Below are 17,119 nucleotides of genomic sequence, written 5' to 3' on the forward strand. Positions count from 1 at the left end.
CTCGGCAGAGCAGGAAGGAGCACTTGCTTATGTATAGTAAAGTATTAAGTGGACTTGTACAGGGAATCGACGGGACGCTCATATCAGTGGAGACGGATATACACGATGGGCTTCCCGTTATGAATATGGTCGGATACCTGTCATCCTGCGTGAAGGAAGCAGGAGAACGGGTCCGGACTGCACTGCGCAATTCCGGTTTCAACATTCCTCCGAAGAGAATAACGATCAATCTCTTTCCGGCGGATATCAGAAAGGAAGGCACTGCCTTCGATCTGCCCATCGCAGCGGGTATGCTGGCGTCCATGGGCGTTATTCCAACAGACAATATAAAGAACATACTTATCCTTGGAGAGCTGGGGCTTGACGGACATGTGAATACGGTGAGCGGTGTGCTGTCCATAGTTCACTCTGCGTACAGCGAAGGTGTGAGGAGCTGTATAGTGCCGGCGGGAAATTCCAGGGAGGCCGCCATTATACGTGGGATGACTGTTATACCGGTCACAAGTATAGGAGAGCTGGTCGATCACTTGAGTGGTATACAGACCATAGAGCCTGAATATGTTGATGTAGAAGCCATGCTGGATACGTCAGGGGATGAAGCAGAAGTGGATTTCTCTGAGGTAATGGGGCATGAATCCCTTAAACGTGGAGTGGAGATAGCCGCGGCGGGAATGCACAACATACTCATGACAGGCCCCGCCGGGGCAGGCAAATCCATGATAGCCAGACGTATCCCGACGATACTTCCGAGACTCAGCCTTGAGGAGAGTATAGAGATAACGAAGGTGTACAGTGTGGCGGGGCTTCTGGATGAATCCTGTCATATAATAAACCGCCGTCCATTCCGGGCACCTCATCATACGATATCCCTGCATGCCCTGTCCGGCGGCGGGCATAATCCGAGACCAGGAGAGATAAGTCTTGCACACGGTGGTGTGCTGTTTCTCGATGAGCTGCCGGAGTTTAACCGGAACGTGCTCGAGGTCATGAGACAGCCCCTTGAGGACGGTGAGGTCAGTATATCAAGGCTTGGTGGAATATACAGATTTCCTGCGGACTTCATGCTGGTTGCGGCGAGAAATCCATGCCCCTGCGGACAGTACCCGGATATGAACAGGTGTACATGCACGGTCAGGCAGATCAGGAATTATAATGCCAGGATAAGCAAGCCTCTGCTTGACAGGATAGATATAAATGTGGATGTTAGGAAGGTGGACTGCAGACAGTTATTTGGTGGCCGGACAGGGAAGAATTCAGCAGAAATGAGGGAGAGTGTGCTGAGAGCCCAGAGGATACAGAGTGAAAGGTTCAGCGGTGAAAATATACGGTTCAATTCCCAGATGGATTCGGCATTATGCAGTAAATATGTAGTGCTTGACGGCGAGGCAAAGAATTTCATGGAGGACTGTTTTGCCGATATGGATATGACTGCGAGAGGAGCATACAGGGTACTCAAGATAGCCAGGACTATTGCGGATCTCGATGGAGATCCTGAGGTCGGGATAAAACACCTGAGAGAAGCGGTGTTCTTCAGAAATGCGGACATTCAGGGAGGTGTGTGACATGACGGAGGAATTACTTTATCTCTGGTTTGGGATGATAAGCAGGATGACTCACACTGTGAAGATGAACGTTGCCATGAAATACGGAGGTATAAGAGGACTGTGGAACACTTCTGAGGAACAGCTTCGGGATGAACTCACACAGGCTCAGGCTGACGGATTCCTTGAACACAGAGATGCCGGGAAAGTTGCGGCATATGCAGAGGAGCTTAGAAGAAATGACATTACATATATATATCCGGGACATAAGCTGTATCCCGGGAAGCTGTATGATATACCGGATCCCCCAATGCTTCTGTTTGCAGCAGGGGATGTGGATGTGCTGGCGGATCTGGACCCTGCGGTTGCGGTGGTAGGGGCAAGAAAGGCCTCTGTGTACGGAAGGGAAGCTGCCGACAGGCTGTCGGGGGAGCTTGCAGCATCAGGGGTTACTATAGTCAGTGGAATGGCACTGGGAATAGATGGCGCTGCGCACAGAGCTGCCATGAAGGCCGGAGGAAAGACTGTGGCTGTGCTCGGAAGTGGTATAAATGTTCCGTATCCGAGGGAGAACTATGATATATATCACGACATAAGAAATGGCGGCGGAGTAGTGCTGTCGGAATGTGGGCTTGACATAAGACCGGATGCTTTCAGATTCCCGTACAGGAACAGGATAATCAGTGGACTTTCGTCCGGTGTGCTCATCGTTGAGGCGAGGGAAAAAAGCGGTTCTCTGATCACTGCGGACCAGGCGCTGGAGCAGGGGCGGGAAGTGTATGCTGTTCCCGGGAGGATCACGGATTCGGGCAGCAGAGGCTGTAACGGACTTATCAGAATGGGGGCGGTGTGTGTCACACAGGTGGAGGATATACTTGATGAAATGGGCATAAACCGAGCTGAATCAAAGGCATTTAACAAAAATTTACTTGCGCCTGCAGAGAAAAAAGTGTATAGTTGTGTACGTTTGGAATCAAGGCATATAGATGATATATGCTTCGAGACTGGGATTTCAGTGTCTGAGGTGACTCAGATATTGTATGAATTAGAACAGAAAAGATTGATAAAACAGTTGGTAAGAAATTATTATGTCAGAGCCTGACCATGAAAATGAACACTGCCGGAAGATGCTCTGGGATGATAAGAATTACAGGAAACCTACAGAAAGGACAGATAGCTATGGCAAAAAATCTTGTTATTGTTGAGTCTCCAGCTAAAGCTAAGACAATAAAAAAGTTTCTTGGATCAAACTATGAGGTGATTGCTTCGAATGGCCATGTGAGAGATCTGCCAAAGAGTCAGATGGGAATAGACGTTGATAATGATTTCGAGCCCAAATATATCACTATAAGGGGTAAAGGTGATATCCTTGCCGCTCTGAGAAAAGCGGTTAAGAAGGCTGACAAGATCTATCTCGCAACTGACCCGGACCGTGAGGGAGAGGCTATATCCTATCATTTGATGAAAGCACTTAAGCTGGAGAATAAGGATTACAAGAGAATTACGTTCAATGAGATTACAAAGAATGCGGTAAAGAATTCTATAAAGCAGGCAAGGGACATAGACATGAACCTTGTGGATGCCCAGCAGGCGAGACGAGTGCTCGACAGACTTGTTGGTTACAAGATCAGCCCGGTTCTCTGGGCAAAGATCAAGAGAGGTCTTTCTGCCGGACGTGTACAGTCTGTTGCACTCAAGCTCGTGTGTGACAGGGAGAAGGAGATAAATGATTTTATCCCGCAGGAATACTGGACACTGGACGCGAATCTGACCGGCGGCAAGCTCAAGAAGCCTATCACGTTCAAGTTTACCGGAGATGGTAAGAATAAGGAAGAGATATCAGGCAGAGCGGCCCTCGATGAGATACTCAGCGGTCTTCAAGATGGAGAATACGTTGTAAAGTCCATAAAAGAGAGTGAGAGAAACAAGAAGGCACCGCTGCCATTTACAACAAGTACGCTGCAGCAGGAGGCTTCATCGAAGCTCAATTTTGCGACATCCAAGACGATGAGGATCGCACAGCAGCTCTATGAGGGAGTTGATATCAAGGGCCGTGGAACGATAGGTCTCATAACATACCTGAGAACAGATTCCACTAGAATATCAGAGGAAGCAGTTGCTGCTGCTGACAAATATATAACGGACAATTTCGGTGAGATATATATTGGCGATTCAAATGGACGCGCCAAGACAGACAAGAAGATACAGGATGCTCATGAGGCTATCAGACCTACAGATGTGACTCTGTCACCGGTCATGGTAAAGGAACAGCTCTCAAGGGATCAGTTCAGACTGTATCAGCTCATATATAATCGTTTCCTTGCAAGCCAGATGGCGGGGGCGGTATATTCTGTCAAGAGTGTAAAGGTAAGCTGCGGCGATGCGACATTCCAGACATCCGCATCAAAGATAGCATTTGACGGATTCCTTGCTGTATACAATCTGGACAATGACAGAGGAGAGACAGTTGCGGGAATCAACAATCTTGCTGAGGGCGATGTGCTGGAGCTTGACGGCTTTGAGGAGAAACAGCATTTTACACAGCCGCCTGCAAGATATACAGAGGCATTGCTTGTCAAGACATTGGAGGAGCTTGGAATTGGAAGACCAAGTACCTATGCTCCAACCATATCGACCATACTTGCGAGAAGATATATAACGAAGGAACAGAAGAAGTTATATGTGACAGCCATAGGTGATGCGGTTAACCAGAGCATGGAGCAGGCGTTCCCGGTTATCATAGATGTGAATTTCACGGCTAACATGGAGTCCCTTCTCGATAAGATAGGAGAGGGAACCGTGGACTGGAAAGTGGTTGTCCGCAATTTCTATCCGGATCTCGACGAGGCGGTGAAGAAGGCGGAGGCAGAACTTGAGTCCATCAAGATAGAGGATGAGGTGTCCGAGGAAGTGTGTGACGTGTGCGGACGAAACATGGTCATCAAGTATGGTCCTCACGGCAAATTTCTGGCGTGTCCTGGATTCCCTGAGTGCAGATTTACAAAGCCGTTCTACGAGAAGATAGGTGTTACCTGTCCTAAGTGTGGCGGAGACGTGGTCATCAAGACGACGAGAAAGGGCAGAAGATACTATGGATGTATCAATGCACCTGAGTGTGATTTCATGTCATGGGCAATGCCAAGCAATGAGAAATGTCCTGAATGTGGAAAGTACATGATAGTAAAGGGCAATAAGCTGGTATGCTCAGATCAGGAGTGTGGTTATACCTGCAACAACAAGGCGGCGGAGACTGCTGATAAATAATTAAGATATAAGATATGTGACAGACAGATTCCTAATTGGAGACAATTAGTGAATTTGTCTGTTTTTTTGTTGAATTGTAGAAAAATTAAAAGAAGTGTATGGTTGTCATAATTATTAAAATTGTGTCGAAAAAAAGACTGACCACTATATGTTGTGGCTGAAAAATCCAGTAAAATCAACACTTCCTTAAATCTTTGTTTTTAGGACAACTTTACATAAAATATGGTTGTTATGTCAATCTTGTTGTGGTAGAATCACAAATAGTCATAATATTTCGAGCAAAAGATACTTTTTATTACATAAAAAAATGGAGGTTAACTTATGAGTGTACAATTGTTAGATAAAACACGAAAAATCAACAAGTTATTGCACAATAACAATTCACATAAGGTTGTTTTTAATGACATTTGTGATGTGCTCAGCGACATTCTTGCTTCAAACGTGATGGTAATAAGCAAGAAGGGCAAGATACTCGGACTCAAGAACAGAGAGGATATTCCGGAGATCCATGAGCTCATTGAGGGTAAGGTAGGAAGTCTCATAGACAACATGCTCAACGAGCGTCTTCTTCTCGTCCTGTCCACTAAGGAGAATGTTAATCTGACGACACTTGGATTTGATGGAAAGGATATAGACAAGTATCATGGTCTGCTCCTTCCTATTGATATAGCAGGAGAGAGACTTGGAACTCTGTTTCTGTACAGACTTCAGACTGAGTACGATATAGATGACATCATTCTTGGCGAATACGGAACCACCGTTGTGGGACTTGAGATGATGCGGGCGCTCAATGAGGAGAATGCTGAGGAGAACCGCAAGCTGGCCATAGTGAGATCAGCAATCAACACTCTGTCGTTTTCAGAGCTGCAGGCGATCAAACACATTTTTTCCGAGCTTGACGGCGAAGAGGGAATACTGGTGGCAAGCAAGGTCGCAGACAGGGTAGGCATAACAAGATCGGTTATAGTGAACGCACTCAGAAAGTTTGAGAGCGCAGGTGTTATCGAGGCGAGATCATCGGGAATGAAGGGCACGTACATAAAAGTGCTGAATGATGTGGTGTTTGATGAACTGAAGAATGCCTGAGAACAGAATTATAAATACATCGAAAAGGAGAGAAATATATGATACCGGCAATAGTGACATTGATAGTAGGTGTAGCGATAGTGATAGTAAGCTTTTTCCTCACTGACGGTCCAAAAGAGAATACAGAGAATTCTGTGATGGATGAGAGCAGGGAGAATCTGGAGAAGAAGCTTGATGAGTATTGTGACAGCCTTGTAGAGAAGAAGAAGAATGAGCTGAAGAAACAGGGCGAAGCTGTGAAATCAGACATGAAAAAGGGCCTTGATGAAGTCAGGGAGTCATCGAAAAAAGAGCTTGCTGAGATGAGAGAGAGTTCAAAGAAGGAAATGAGTGAGCTCATGGACAGCACAAGGAAGGAGCTGGATGAATTCAGAGCCGGCACAGTCAAGGCAAATGAGACAGCCCAGGCTGATACCCAGAAGAAGATAGATGATGCAGTCAAGGCATACGAGGAGGGTATAGAGGCTGCAAAGAAGAAGATGCAGACAGAGCTTGAGGCTTGTGAGAAACAGTTGTCAGAGAAGGCCAAGAAGCAGATGATAGATTACATCAACCAGAGCCTTAAGGATGCATACGAGGCATATGATCCGGATGATACCAGCGAGAAAGAGCCTGTGACATACGATGAGCCTGAGACTGTAGAGACTTCCGAGTCAGAGCCTGCGGAGGTAGATAACGGATCAGAGAAGACTGAGCCGGATGCAGAGAAAGCTCAGTCAGAAAATGATTCTCAGGCAGCAGATAAGACAGAGACAGCAGATGGAGCTGAGACTAAAGCTGATGCTGAAGCAGAAGATGACGTAAAAACAGACGGTATCGCTGACAATGATAAGTCGGAGACATCCGAGGGTGAAGCGCAGAAAGAGAATACCGAGTCAGAGAGCAGAACTGAGGCTGCTGCAGATGCAGAGGCTGCCGAGAAAGCAGTCAGTGTGGAGGATGCACCGGTAACAGACAGTGCATTTACAGTGGTAGAGGCTGAAAATCCTGAGAAGGCAGCCGCAGCGATCGCTGAGAATAACAATGCTGCCAGATCTAGAAACAATCGTTCAAAGAAGAGAAAAAAGAAGAAAGCCGCTCAGAACAAGGTTGTTGATATATGGGATGAAGGCACAGATGTAGAGTCGCAGGTTGCAGATCTGCACAAGAAGGGACTCAGCATCATGGAGATCGCAAACAAACTTGGAATAGGAGTTGGAGAGGCTAAGGTTATGATAGACAAGATCAATGAGGCTGACAAACAGTAATCAGTCCGGGAGGTAAGCTATGTATAAAAAAAGTTATTTCAGAGGCCTTGGTACAGGGCTGGTGATAGGAGCACTTACCATGACTGTTGCGTTTAATTTTGGAAATGCCGGAAAAACTGATTCAGGTCAGGGCAAGACGGCGGTCGTAAGTCAGCAGCAGGATAAGAGCACAGAGGATTCTTCCACAGAGACGACAACAGAGAAGAAGACTGAGGATAAGACGACAGAAAAGACAACGACAGAGAAAGTAACCACGGAAAAGAATGCCAATGCCAATAAGACTACAACAGAGACAGGCAAGTCAGAAAATGGCAAGAGCGATGCAGAGAGCGGCAGTGGAAGCAACAGTGGTACGACCGGAAGCTCCGACAAGTCAAATGGAACCGGCACAACAGATAACAACGGAGGTCTTTCTGATAAGACAGAGAGAGTTCCATCTGCCAAGGACAACGGCTATACAGAGGATAAGAATTCGCAGACCGGTTCAGGAAGCAGCACAAATAAGACTACCGAGGCGGCGACAGAGGCTGTGAAAGCGAGTGCCATCAAGTATGACAATGGCGGCGGAGAGATCACATTTGGAGCCGGCACATCAGCATACGAGATATGCCAGTTGCTTGGACAGATAGGCATCAGGGATGCAGATGAGTATTATGACTGGCTTCTCAGATCGGGATATTCTGAGAGTCTTGTACCTGGAACATACACATTTACCGGCAATGAGACAAATGGCGGAATAGTATGGATACTATTAGGTAATCAGTAAAGATACGAGAAAAGGGAGGAGTAATCAATTATGGGAGACAATATGAATAATGAGGAGATGGGATATCCGGGACAGCGTTTCAGTGCGGGTAGTGGTAGTAGTAGTATGGATCCGTTTGCGCCAAATCCGGCAGCCTTGCAGTATGTACCGAATGAATTTGGAATAACTCACAGTGAGACCAGTCCTATGTACCGGTATAACAATCCGGCTGAACCGGATAGTGGAGCTGCCTCACAGACGGACAACTATTATCCGAGACAGCAGTACGGTCAGAATCATCAGTATGGCCAGAACCAGATGTATGGTCAGAATCCACAGTATGGCCAGAACCAGATGTATGGACAGAGTCAGCCATATGGCCAGGGCTACGATCAGGAGACTATGAATCCACAGGGGAAAAAAGCAAAGAGTTCCGGATCAAATGTTCTGGCAGGACTGGTAGGAGCGTTTCTTGGATCACTGGTCGGAGTTGTGCTCTGGCTTGTTGTGTATAAGCTTGGTTATATCGCAGGCATATCAGGAGCGGTTATGGTCATATGTGCCATGATGGGGTACAACAAGTTTGGAAAGAAACTTGACCTGAAGGGCATAATAATCTGCGTAGTGTTGTGTATAGGAATGATATACATTTCAGAGAGACTGAGTGTCAGCATGGAATTATATCAGGAATTTAGTGATTATGGATATGATGTGAGCTTCTTTGACTGTTATAAGAGTATGTATGATGTGCTGGATGCTGCAGATACTATGAGTTCATTCTGGGGTGAGCTTGCGGTCGGTTATCTTCTGTTTGTTGTAGCCAGTGTTTCATATATAATAAACAGCATCAGGACAAGAGCAAAATAGAACACGGACCGGCAGACAGAATACTTCTTATAAAACATATATTTTCAGAAAAAAGTGCTTGAATGCACTTTTTTTTTGTGTTACAATGTCGATTGCGTGAGTGCGCATAACAAATATACATGCTGGTTGATAGTTGGCGTGGTGCCTGTGCTCGGGTGGTCCAAAGAGTTGATGCCGGCAGAAGATTTTAACCATGGAGGTAGAAAAAATGAGCGTTATTTCAATGAAGCAGTTATTAGAGGCAGGTGTACATTTCGGACACCAGACAAGAAGATGGAACCCTAAGATGAAGCCATACATCTACACAGAGCGTAATGGTATCTACATCATCGATCTTCAGAAGTCAGTAGGAATGGTTGACGATGCTTACAATGCAATCGGTGATTGTGTTGCAAACGGTGGAACAATCCTTTTCGTTGGTACAAAGAAGCAGGCTCAGGACTCAATCAAGAGCGAGGCAGAGCGTTGCGGTATGTACTATGTAAATGAGAGATGGCTTGGAGGTATGCTTACAAACTTCAAGACAATCCAGACAAGAATCGCTACTCTTAAGAAGTACGAGGAGATGGAGCAGGACGGTACATTTGACGTTCTTCCTAAGAAGGAAGTTATCCAGATCAAGAAGGAGATGGAGAAGCTCGAGAAGAATCTTGGCGGTATCAAGAACATGAAGAGAATCCCAGACATGATCTTCGTTGTTGATCCTAAGAAGGAGAGAATATGTATCCAGGAGGCTCAGTCACTTGGAATTAAGCTTGTTGGTATCGCTGATACAAACTGTGATCCAGAGGAGCTTGATTATGTAATCCCTGGTAACGACGATGCTATCAGAGCTGTAAAGCTTATCGTTTCAAAGATGGCAGACGCTGTTATCGAGGCTCAGCAGGGTGTTGATGCTGATTCAGTAGATGAGGCAGAGGCTGAGGAGGCTGCAGAGGAGTAATCTGTAGTTGATATTGATCATCATTGATTATAATTAATAAATGATTATAAAAGGTAACGGGGTAATATAAAAAGTATTATCCCGTGACTTTTAAAGAGACATATACAGGCTGAAAAAGCTTTAATAAAACGACATAACCATTATTATGATATGTCAATATTCAAATTTGGAGGTAAAATAAGATGGCAATCACAGCAGCTCAGGTTAAAGAGTTAAGAGAGCTCACAGGTGCCGGTATGATGGATTGCAAGAAGGCACTTGCAGAGACTGATGGTAATATGGAAGCAGCAGTAGATGTACTTCGTAAGAGCGGTGCAGTTAAGGCTGAGAAGAAGGCAAGCAGAATCGCAGCAGAGGGTATCTGCCGTGCAGCAGTTAATGGTACAACAGGTGTTGTTGTAGAGGTTAACTCAGAGACAGACTTCGTTGCTAAGAACGAGGTATTCCAGACATTTGTTCAGCAGATCGCTGATCAGGCACTTGCTTCATCACTTGTTGGTGGCAAGGATGGCGAGGATGTTGAGGCACTTCTCGGAGAGAATGGTCTTAAGGAAGCCCTTGTTGACAAGACAGCAACAATCGGAGAGAAGTTATCATTCCGTAGATTCCAGAAGCTTTCAGGCGATGTAGTAGTTGACTACTTACACGGCAATGGAAGAATCGGTGTTATCGTAGCTGGTAACGGCGCAAGCGATGACGCTGCTAAGGAAGCACTCAAGAACGTAGCTATGCAGATCGCAGCTATGAACCCACAGTACATCAGCAGAGCTGATATCTCAGCAGACGCTATGGCTAAGCTTAAGGAGATCACAGTTGACAGTGCACTTAATGCACCTGATACACTTCCAAAGCCAATCCTTAACAAGCTTATCGCAAAGGCTGTTGACGGCGTATGGAGCGCAGAGGATGTAGCTATCTACGAAGAGAAGAAGAGCAACATGAACTTCTTATTCAACTTCCTTTCAAAGGAGGCAAAGGCACAGCTTGCAGAGCTTGCTATTGCTGATAAGGATGTTATCGTTGCAGATAAGATCTTCAATGGTCTTGTTGAGGGACGTATCTCAAAGCAGGTTAAGGAGATCAGCCTTCTTGATCAGGTATACGTTAAGGCTGAGGATGGCAAGCAGACAGTTGCCAAGTACCTTGAGTCAGTTAACAAGGATCTCAAGATCGCCAGCTTCGTTCGTTTCGAGGTTGGAGAGGGAATGGAGAAGAAGAACGAGGACTTTGCAGCCGAGGTTGCTAAGCAGATGAACGTTTAATCATATCCCGTATCTGAATATATGAATAATTGCCTTGCGGTTGGCTTTTGAGCTGGCCGTGAGGCTTTTTTATTGTCTGTTTCTGTTGATATCCGGCACTGTATAAAATATAATCTATGTAATTGCGGTTCAGATGATCGCAAACGAGCTGAGTAACGAGCAGGGACACATAGAATCGGCATCCGGGCTTTTGGTTGATCTTATGCCTGACGGTGTGGAGGCAGGGAAGCGGGTATGAATGCCCATCTTGCCAAGCCTATAGATATAGACAGACTTGTCCAGACAATTGTTGATGTCATGAAGGTTTAAGCTTTATTTAAGCTTGAGGGGTATAATACGAATTATAGATGGTTTGCGTGATATCTGGTGGAGACCATAATAATATGAGACGGAGATAAGGTTATGAGATTACTTCTTGCGGAGGATGAGAAAGCGCTTTCAAGCGCGCTTCAGGTTATATTGAAGCATAACAATTACTCAGTGGACGCTGTGTATAACGGACAGGATGCCTATGATTACATTATGGCAGGGGTGTATGACGGAGTCATACTTGATGTCATGATGCCAAAGATGGATGGCTTTACCGTGCTGTCAAAGATCAGGGCTGAGGGCTGCGATGTTCCGGTTATTATGCTCACGGCCAAGGCTGAGACTGATGACAAGATCAACGGCCTTGATCTGGGGGCGGACGATTATCTTGCAAAGCCATTTGAGACAAAGGAACTCCTGGCAAGGATACGCGCGATAACCAGAAGAAAGAGTGAGGCGGTCAGCACGGAGATGAAGTATGGCGACTGCACGTTAAACAGCCTGAATTATGAGCTCAGTTCATCTGGTGGAAGCGTAAAGCTGCAGAACAAGGAATATCAGATCATGGAACTGCTGATGGCAAATCAGAATGCGATAATATCAGCAGAGCTTATGATGGAGAAGATATGGGGCTATGACACGGATACGGAGATCAGTGTTGTGTGGGTCAATATCTCGTATCTCAGGAAGAAACTCAGTCAGATAGGCTCAGGGGTGTCCATTAAGGCAGTAAGAAATCAGGGATACACACTTGAGTATAAGGAAGAGGATAGAACATGATAAAGAATCTGAGAAAAAGATTTATATTTGCGGCAATGGCATCCACATTTGGAGTGCTGTTTGTCATAATGAGCATTCTCAACATAGCAAATTATGCCCGCATGGTTTCAAGGGCGGATGATACCTTAAGTGAACTGGTGGATAATAATGGACAGTTTGACCGCAAGGATTTTCTGAAAGAGAAGGTTAAGACCAATGCGGATTCCCAGCCACCTGATAAGCCTGATGGCAAGAGCAATGATAAGTTCTCACCGGAGACACCATTTCAGACAAGATATTTCTCCGTGGTCGTAAGTGATGGGGCTGTTGAGTCCTACAGCCTTGACAATATAGCTGCTGTTGATGAATCGGAAGCCGAGTCGTATGCTTTGAAGATACTTGGGGACGGTTCAGACAGTGGATTTACGGATATATACAGATACAGGGTAGCGGACTGTGAGGATGGAACCAGGATAATATTTGTCGACTGCCGTCAGGAGCTGGAGTCGTTCAGAAATACGTTGGTATACAGTGTAGGAGTGTCACTTCTGGGATTCCTTGCGGTGTTCATGTTGGTGCTGTTCTGGTCAAAGAAGATATTCAAGCCGGTGGCTGAGAGTTATGCCAAGCAGAAGCGGTTTATCACCGATGCAAGCCATGAGATCAAGACACCCCTAACCATCATAGATGCAAATACCGAGGTCATAGAGATGGTGAACGGTGAGAGTGAATGGACGAAGAACACCAGGGATCAGGTCAAGAGACTGACAGCGCTCACAAATCAGATGGTGGCTCTCTCCAGACTGGATGAGAATCCTGAACCGAAGGAGAAGGCAAAGTTTGATCTGTCTGATGTGGCGTATGAGGTGATAGATCATTTCTCGTCTCTGTCGGAGGTTCGAGGCAAGAAGATCAGCGCGGATATCGAAGATGGAATAAAGTATGTCGGAGATGAGAATTCCATCAGGCAGCTCATAAGCATACTGGTGGATAACGCCATGAAGTATGCTGTTGAATCAGCGGATATAAGTATATCCTTGAAGCGTGATGGCAGAAAGGTGAAGTTTGTTCTCAAAAACCTCACAGATGGCATGGAAGAGGGCTCTCAGGATATATTGTTTGAGAGATTCTATAGACCTGACAGCTCAAGAAATTCGGAGACCGGAGGTTCGGGAATAGGACTTTCTCTCGCCAAATCGATAGTTGAGTCTCACAAGGGCAGGATAACAGCAAGATGTGACGGGGATGGATACATCACATTCCAAGTTACATTATAGAATAATACAGTGTGTATACGTTAAAACGCTCTGTTCATGATATGAAGTTTACATAACATATCATGGACAGGGCGTTTTCTTTGTGTAAGCGTTGGAATTTATTGTGCATATTTGAAAATACATAACATAATATTATCCTGTTGCGCACAAAATTGTACACAAATTGCGCTTAAGTTGCGCCTGAGCATATACAAAATACACAAATAATTCTTAAAAACATTGTCTACAAGCGACATGGTAACCAGAACTCAAATATGTTAATATATCAGTATGAGGACAAACGGTTGCGCAACTGTTGATCAACATTATTATTGCAATGAGGAATCCTTGTGATAATGCAGACGCCGCGCGGAGCGCATTGGGATGCGTCTGCGTAATAATACTTATTAGGAGGGCATATATGAGAAGAAAGAGAATTGTAAAGCAGATTGGCTGTGCAGTTCTTGCAGGAGCGCTTATGGTAGGGCAGATCTTTGGATCTGGAGCTTCACTGATAACAGCGAAGGCTGCGGCGAGCTGGGTGGACACACTCAAGGTTGCAAATGGCGATTTTGAAACAGGTGACAGCAGTAACTGGACTATAGAGAGTGAATCGGGAGCTGAGCTTGTTGTAAAAAACGGTGGAAGTAATGTAAACTCCACATATTATCTTAATATCTGGGCTTCAGATGCGGCTGATGTCAGCATCACACAGACTGTAGTGGCTGTTCCTGCGGGAACATACAAGCTGGAGTATGATGTCGAGGGCGATGCACAGGATACAGGGCTCACAGTATCTGTCGCTGATAAGTCACAGGCTGTTGGAGCCACGACCGGATGGGATGCATGGGCGACAAATGAGACAGAAGAGTTCGTTCTTGAGGATACAACTGATGTCAGCATTTCATTCAAGGGCAGTCTTGCCAAGGGATATTGGGGCAAGATAGACAATGTAAAGCTCTGCAAGCTTACAGACGAGGAAGATGTAGTTGAGCCTGTGGAGGCTGGAATATATGTGGACCGCGTGAGTGATCTCACATACACAGATCTGAACGGAGAGAAGCAGTCATTTATCGAGGGTGTAGACGTATCGTCCTATGTGTCACTGAAGAACAGTGGAGTTAAGTATTATGACTTCGATGGCAATGAGCTTGACGATATCGGATACTTCAAGTTCCTTGCTTCATGTGGAATAAATTATGTGCGTGTCCGTGTATGGAATGATCCATATGATGCAGACAAAAACGGTTACGGCGGCGGTAACAATGATTTGGAGACAGCCAAGAAGATCGGACAGTATGCAACAGCAGCCGGAATAAAGCTTCTTGTGGATTTCCATTATTCAGATTTCTGGGCTGATCCAGGTAAGCAGCAGGTGCCAAAGGCTTGGGCTGACTTTACTCTTGACGAGAAGGTAGCTGCAGTTAAGTCATACACATCGGAGAGCCTTAAGACTCTGCTCGATGCTGGCGTTGATGTGGGTATGGTTCAGATTGGAAATGAGACGACCAACGGAATATGCGGTGAGACATCAAAGAACTGGGAAAACATGGCAAAGATCTTCAGTGCCGGAAGTGAGGCGGTGAGAGCCCTCGACAAGAATATCCTTGTTGCCATCCATTTCACCAATCCTGAGAGAAGTGGCAATTACGCAAATTTTGCAAAGAGACTTAATACATACAATGTAGACTACGATGTATTTGCATCATCATACTATCCTGTATGGCATGGCACACTTGACAACCTCACATCAGTTCTCAAGAATGTGGCTGACACATACGGCAAGCTGGTAATGGTAGCAGAGACATCATGGGCATATACACTGGATGATGGTGATGGACATGAAAATACTGTCAGAAAAGGTAAAGATGATTCTACAACTTATGATTTATCAGTTCAGGGACAGGCAAATGAGATCAGTTCAGTTATCAAGGCTGTAAAGAATACAGGTTCATCAGGAATCGGTGTATTCTACTGGGAGCCTGCATGGCTTCCTGTAAATGTGTATGATTCATCTGCAGAGAATGCAGCAGACGTCCTTGCAGCCAACAAGGAGGCATGGGAGAAGTACGGTTCAGGCTGGGCTTCATCATACGCAGGAGAGTACGACGCAGCAGACGCCGGCAAGTGGTACGGCGGTTCAGCAGTTGACAACCAGGCACTGTTTGACTTCACAGGACACCCACTTGAGTCGCTCAAGACATTTGCATATGTTCATACAGGAACAAAGACCAAGAGAGAGGTAGTCTCAATAACAGTTGATGATGTTGAGATCGAGATAACAGATATTGCAAATGTAGCTCTGCCGACTGCAGCAACAGTAGCTTACAATGATGGCAATTCAGAGAGCGCAGACATCACCTGGGAGGATGGAGCGCTTGAGAAGGTAAAGAACTACGGTGCAGGAACATGTACTGTAAAGGGAACTGTGACAGTAAATGATGAGACTGTCGAGGTTCAGTGCAATGTAACAATATTAAAGGAGAACATCCTTGTAAATCCTGGATTTGAGTCAGGAAATGAGGGCTGGACGATCGCAGATACCAGCAAGGGACTTGCAATAAAGACAAAGGAAGACTACAGAAACGGAGCATACTGTGCACATTACTACAATGCTTCAGATTTCACATATGACATGTATCAGACCATCACACTTGAGCCGGGCGAGTATGTGTTCAGCGCATATATTCAGGGCGGTGCAAATGGAGACAATGATGTATACGAGGTATATGCAAAGGCAGGAGACACAGAGCTTGCATCAGCTTCAGCAGTTCCACAGGGATGGAAGATATGGCAGCATCCTGAGATTAGATTTACAGTGGAAGAGACAACAGAGGTTGTTGTCGGAATGAGAGCAACCGCATCAGGTAAGGCATGGGGAACATGGGATGACGCATATCTCTACAAGGATGCGGATATCACACCGACACCAGATCCAAATCCAGATCCAACACCGGATCCAGATCCAACACCGGACCCAGATCCAACACCAGACCCAGATCCGACACCGGACCCGGATCCAACACCAGATCCAATACCAACACCGGATCCAGATCCAACACCAGACCCAACTCCTTCTATTGATACAAGCAAGAATGGTCTTGTGAAGGAGAATGGAAAGACCTACTTCTATAAGAAGGGCGTGGTTCAGGAGAATTACACAGGATTTGTCAAGGGTGCCGGAGTCAACTACTATGTTGTAAATGGCGTGGTAAAGACAGGATACAAGGGACTTGTAAAGAGCCCTAAGACGGGAAAAACATATCTTGTAAAGAGTGGCAAGATTTATACAGCTTACACCGGTTTCTACAGAAATTCAAAGGGACAGCAGTGTCTCATAATAAAGGGCAAATTTGCAGAGAGCAAGACAGCCCTTGTCAGAAGCACTAAGAATAAGAAGTATTACTATGTAAAGAAAGGTATAATCCAGTCAGGTTATACAGGCTTCTTCAAGAGTACCACAACAGGTGCTAAATGCTATATCTACAAGGGTGTATTCCAGTCAGGCAAGACGGGAATAGTAAAGAGTCCTAAGAATCACAAGAACTACTATGTGAAGAAGGGCAAGATCGCCACAGAAGTTACCGGTATAGTTAAGATATCAGGTTCAAGATATAAAGTAGTGAGAGGTCTTGTTGTCAAAAAAGTAAAATAGTACAGAGTAATACATATATACGATAGTCCGATTGGGGAATACCCGGCCGGACTATTTTATTATTTGTTTATATGTTATTTAATTTTTGTAAGGAACATTAAGAAATTAGGTAGATTGTCAATAGTAAAGTAACAATTATTTTAAATTATTTTCGCACGCTAAATTACAGTGTCGTGATCACGTCA

General features: G+C 45.3%; 12 protein-coding genes. All 12 read left to right on the forward strand.

Annotation, left to right across the window (positions count from 1 at the left end):
• Window positions 1-29 precede the first annotated feature (29 nt).
• Window positions 30-1,562: a YifB family Mg chelatase-like AAA ATPase gene (locus AB5150_RS14760; RefSeq protein WP_055279882.1), complete on the forward strand. Its 1,533-nt coding sequence runs from the start codon at window positions 30-32 to the stop codon at window positions 1,560-1,562.
• Between the two features lies 1 nt (window position 1,563).
• The gene (dprA, locus tag AB5150_RS14765; protein WP_055279883.1) at window positions 1,564-2,643 is read left to right on the forward strand and encodes a DNA-processing protein DprA; all 1,080 of its coding nucleotides are present in this window, start codon (window positions 1,564-1,566) and stop codon (window positions 2,641-2,643) included.
• Between the two features lie 77 nt (window positions 2,644-2,720).
• Window positions 2,721-4,805 (forward strand): type I DNA topoisomerase, encoded by a 2,085-nt coding sequence (gene topA / locus AB5150_RS14770; protein WP_117549412.1) that lies wholly within the window; start codon window positions 2,721-2,723, stop codon window positions 4,803-4,805.
• A 321-nt stretch (window positions 4,806-5,126) separates the two neighbouring features.
• Window positions 5,127-5,891 carry a GTP-sensing pleiotropic transcriptional regulator CodY gene (codY, locus tag AB5150_RS14775; RefSeq protein WP_022216094.1) on the forward strand — a complete coding sequence of 255 codons (765 nt, stop codon included), beginning with the start codon at window positions 5,127-5,129 and terminating at the stop codon, window positions 5,889-5,891.
• Window positions 5,892-5,929: 38 nt separating this feature from the next.
• Complete coding sequence (locus AB5150_RS14780; protein WP_368292126.1) at window positions 5,930-7,138, forward strand: hypothetical protein; 1,209 nt, start codon at window positions 5,930-5,932, stop codon at window positions 7,136-7,138.
• A gap of 19 nt (window positions 7,139-7,157) precedes the next feature.
• A complete protein-coding gene (locus AB5150_RS14785; RefSeq protein WP_368292127.1) occupies window positions 7,158-7,904 on the forward strand; it encodes a hypothetical protein in 747 nt (248 codons plus the stop codon).
• 30 nt (window positions 7,905-7,934) lie between these two features.
• Window positions 7,935-8,750 carry a hypothetical protein gene (locus AB5150_RS14790; RefSeq protein WP_368292128.1) on the forward strand — a complete coding sequence of 272 codons (816 nt, stop codon included), beginning with the start codon at window positions 7,935-7,937 and terminating at the stop codon, window positions 8,748-8,750.
• Window positions 8,751-8,958: 208 nt separating this feature from the next.
• Complete coding sequence (rpsB, locus tag AB5150_RS14795) at window positions 8,959-9,693, forward strand: 30S ribosomal protein S2 (RefSeq protein WP_015533520.1); 735 nt, start codon at window positions 8,959-8,961, stop codon at window positions 9,691-9,693.
• Window positions 9,694-9,875: 182 nt separating this feature from the next.
• Window positions 9,876-10,955: a translation elongation factor Ts gene (gene tsf / locus AB5150_RS14800; RefSeq protein WP_238050360.1), complete on the forward strand. Its 1,080-nt coding sequence runs from the start codon at window positions 9,876-9,878 to the stop codon at window positions 10,953-10,955.
• 402 nt (window positions 10,956-11,357) lie between these two features.
• A complete protein-coding gene (locus AB5150_RS14805; RefSeq protein WP_055272742.1) occupies window positions 11,358-12,044 on the forward strand; it encodes a response regulator transcription factor in 687 nt (228 codons plus the stop codon).
• Complete coding sequence (locus AB5150_RS14810) at window positions 12,041-13,300, forward strand: sensor histidine kinase (protein ID WP_368292130.1); 1,260 nt, start codon at window positions 12,041-12,043, stop codon at window positions 13,298-13,300. The genes AB5150_RS14805 and AB5150_RS14810 overlap by 4 nt, the downstream gene beginning before the upstream one ends.
• A gap of 400 nt (window positions 13,301-13,700) precedes the next feature.
• Complete coding sequence (locus tag AB5150_RS14815) at window positions 13,701-16,934, forward strand: glycosyl hydrolase 53 family protein (protein ID WP_368292131.1); 3,234 nt, start codon at window positions 13,701-13,703, stop codon at window positions 16,932-16,934.
• The last annotated feature ends 185 nt before the right edge of the window (window positions 16,935-17,119 follow it).

The sequence above is a fragment of the Coprococcus sp. RTP21281st1_F1_RTP21281_210402 genome (assembly GCF_040915325.1).
Lineage (GTDB): Bacteria > Bacillota > Clostridia > Lachnospirales > Lachnospiraceae > Coprococcus > Coprococcus aceti.

Excerpts from the sequence above, each read along its gene's own strand:
- topA (WP_117549412.1), top strand. The coding sequence starts at position 2,721 with ATGGCAAAAAATCTTGTTATTGTTGAGTCTCCAGCTAAAGCTAAGACA.
- AB5150_RS14810 (WP_368292130.1), top strand. The coding sequence starts at position 12,041 with ATGATAAAGAATCTGAGAAAAAGATTTATATTTGCGGCAATGGCATCC.
- dprA (WP_055279883.1), top strand. The coding sequence starts at position 1,564 with ATGACGGAGGAATTACTTTATCTCTGGTTTGGGATGATAAGCAGGATG.
- tsf (WP_238050360.1), top strand. The coding sequence starts at position 9,876 with ATGGCAATCACAGCAGCTCAGGTTAAAGAGTTAAGAGAGCTCACAGGT.
- AB5150_RS14780 (WP_368292126.1), top strand. The coding sequence starts at position 5,930 with ATGATACCGGCAATAGTGACATTGATAGTAGGTGTAGCGATAGTGATA.
- AB5150_RS14805 (WP_055272742.1), top strand. The coding sequence starts at position 11,358 with ATGAGATTACTTCTTGCGGAGGATGAGAAAGCGCTTTCAAGCGCGCTT.
- AB5150_RS14815 (WP_368292131.1), top strand. The coding sequence starts at position 13,701 with ATGAGAAGAAAGAGAATTGTAAAGCAGATTGGCTGTGCAGTTCTTGCA.
- rpsB (WP_015533520.1), top strand. The coding sequence starts at position 8,959 with ATGAGCGTTATTTCAATGAAGCAGTTATTAGAGGCAGGTGTACATTTC.
- AB5150_RS14785 (WP_368292127.1), top strand. The coding sequence starts at position 7,158 with ATGTATAAAAAAAGTTATTTCAGAGGCCTTGGTACAGGGCTGGTGATA.
- AB5150_RS14760 (WP_055279882.1), top strand. The coding sequence starts at position 30 with ATGTATAGTAAAGTATTAAGTGGACTTGTACAGGGAATCGACGGGACG.
- AB5150_RS14790 (WP_368292128.1), top strand. The coding sequence starts at position 7,935 with ATGGGAGACAATATGAATAATGAGGAGATGGGATATCCGGGACAGCGT.
- codY (WP_022216094.1), top strand. The coding sequence starts at position 5,127 with ATGAGTGTACAATTGTTAGATAAAACACGAAAAATCAACAAGTTATTG.